The sequence below is a fragment of the Geminicoccus flavidas genome, from assembly GCF_009806515.1.
Classification (GTDB): Bacteria; Pseudomonadota; Alphaproteobacteria; order Geminicoccales; family Geminicoccaceae; genus Geminicoccus; species Geminicoccus flavidus.
On record NZ_WUJP01000262.1, the window covers coordinates 1 to 2,354 of the forward strand.

Below are 2,354 nucleotides of genomic sequence, written 5' to 3' on the forward strand. Positions count from 1 at the left end.
GGCCGCAGAGGCGGCCGCGGCGGTCGCGGCCGGCGCGGCCGAGATCGACATGGTGATCGATATCGGCGCGCTGAAGGACGGGCGGGTCGACGCGGTCCAGGCGGACATCGCCGCGGTGCGGACGGCCTGCGGCCAGGCGGTGCTCAAGGTCATCATCGAGACCTGCCTGCTGTCCGACGAGGAGAAGCGCCAGGCCTGCCTCGCTGCCAAGGCGGCGGGTGCGGACTTCGTGAAGACCTCCACCGGGTTCAGCAAGGGCGGCGCCACCGTGGCTGACGTCCGGCTCATGCGTGCGGCCGTGGGCGACGACATGGGGGTGAAGGCCTCGGGCGGGATCCGCACCCGCGCCGATGCGCTGACGATGATCGAGGCCGGTGCGAGCCGGATCGGTGCCAGCGCCAGCATTGCGATCGTGCACGACGGGGCGCCCATCGGAGCCTCAGCCTACTGAGCGCTTGGCAGCTCCTACACAAATGTGCTGTTAGTTCAAAAAGTAGATATCGTCTTGACCGTTTAGGTCGGACCTATCAAAGCTCAGGCCCGAATCGGGCCCCGGGTCGGGTCGAAGTCAGCCCGCCATGCTCGGGCATTGGGGAGGAACCAAGTTGAAGCACCTGCTCTTGGGCTGTGCCGTCGCAGCGCTGATGCTGGGCAGCCAGGCCGCCAAGGCCGCCGACTGCGTGGTCGGCGTCGCCATGTACACACTGGGCGCCCCGTATTTCGCGGCTCAGGTCGCCGCCGCCGAGGACCAAGCCAAGAAGGCCGGCTGCACCGTCTATACCTCGGACGGGCAGAACGACATGGGCAAGCAGATCTCCGACGTCGAGGACATGGTGGCGCGCGGCGTCAACCTCTTGATCCTCAACCCGCGTGATCCGGAAGGCTTGGTCGCCGCCGCCGACGCCGCCACCGCCCAGGGCGTCAAGGTCGTGGTGATGGATTCCAGCATCAACACCCGGGCCAATGTCGTGACCCAGGTGCGCTCGTCCAACGACCAGAACGGCTTCCTGGTCGGTCAGTGGCTCGCCCAGGAGATGCAGGGCAAGCCGATGAAGATCATCCTGCTCTCGGGCGACAAGGGCAACGAGGTCGGCCGTGATCGCCGGCTCGGCGTGTTTCGCGGCCTGGTTGAGGGCCAACTCAACAACGAGGGCAAGGCCGGGTTCGAGGTGGTCGGCCAGGGCTGGGGCGGCTGGTCCCATGAGGGTGGCCTGGCCGCCATGGAGGACCTGCTCACTGCGCATCCCGACGCGAACGTCGTGCTCGGCGAGAACGATTCGATGGTGCTGGGCGCGCTGAAGGCGCTGGAAGCCTCGGGCCGGACTGACATGCTGGCGCTGGCCGCGGCCGATGGCCAGAAGGAGGCGCTCGCCATGATCAAGGAAGGCAAGTACGGCGCCACCGGCCTGAACGACCCGGACCTGGTCGCCCGCACCGCCGTCGACATCGGCCTGCAGGCGCTGGACGGCAGCCTGCCGGCGGACTTCCCGAAGCTGAAGCTGACGGAGCCCGCCGTGATCACCCAGGAGAACGTGGACCAGTACTACCGCGAAGACGCGGTGTTCTGAGCCTAAAGGACCGGCCGCCTGGATCCAGCCCGCGGCCGGTCCTTTCTCCCATGTTCCCCACGCTCACGGTGCCGACATGACCGAACTCGCCCGGCTCCATGCCATCACCAAGTCGTTCGGCGGCGTCCATGCGCTCCGCGGCGTCGACTTCGACATTCGGGCCGGCGAGGTCCACGCGCTCCTGGGCGAGAACGGGGCCGGCAAGTCGACGCTGATGCGCGTCCTGAACGGCGAGTTCCCGCCGACCTCGGGCGAGATCATCATCGGCGGCAAGCCCGTCCACCTGCGCGACCCGCATGCGGCGCGCGAGCACGGCATCGCCGTGGTCCACCAGGAGCTGGCACTCGCTCCCGACCTGTCGGTCGCCGAGAATATCTTCCTAGGTGAGCTGCCGGGCGTGATCGGCTGGGGTGCCCTGAAGGCCCGTGCTCGCCGGCTGATCGAGCGGCTGGGCTTCCAGATCGACCCGGGTGCCATCGTCGGCACGCTCACCGTCGCCCATCAGCAGGTGGTCGAGATCGCCAAGGCGCTCTCGCGCGACGTGAAGATCATCGTGTTCGACGAGCCGAGTGCCGTGCTGTCCGCTCAGGACGCCGACCGCCTGCACCGGATCATCGCCGACCTGCGCGGCCATGGCGTCGGCATCGTCTACATCTCCCACCGGCTGGAGGAAATCTTCAAGATCTCCGACCGGATGACGGTGATGAAGGACGGCCAGAACGTCGGCACCGTGAACAATGGCGACATCACGATCGACGAGCTGATCCGCATGATGGTCGGCCGACC

3 protein-coding genes are annotated in these 2,354 nt (G+C 67.6%); all 3 read left to right on the forward strand.

Going from position 1 to position 2,354, the window contains the following annotated elements:
• A partial coding sequence (gene deoC / locus EQG76_RS07320; RefSeq protein WP_159711986.1) for a deoxyribose-phosphate aldolase occupies positions 1-451 on the forward strand: 451 nt, incomplete at its 5' end.
• Positions 452-644: 193 nt separating this feature from the next.
• Positions 645-1,568 (forward strand): sugar ABC transporter substrate-binding protein, encoded by a 924-nt coding sequence (locus tag EQG76_RS07325; protein ID WP_407925510.1) that lies wholly within the window; start codon positions 645-647, stop codon positions 1,566-1,568.
• Positions 1,569-1,644: 76 nt separating this feature from the next.
• Positions 1,645-2,354 (forward strand): ATP-binding cassette domain-containing protein (locus EQG76_RS07330; protein ID WP_159711990.1); only part of this gene is annotated, 710 nt, incomplete at its 3' end.

What these genes read in the sequence shown, in the direction of transcription:
- EQG76_RS07325 (WP_407925510.1), top strand. Translation starts at nt 645, where the DNA reads ATGCTGGGCAGCCAGGCCGCCAAGGCCGCCGACTGCGTGGTCGGCGTC.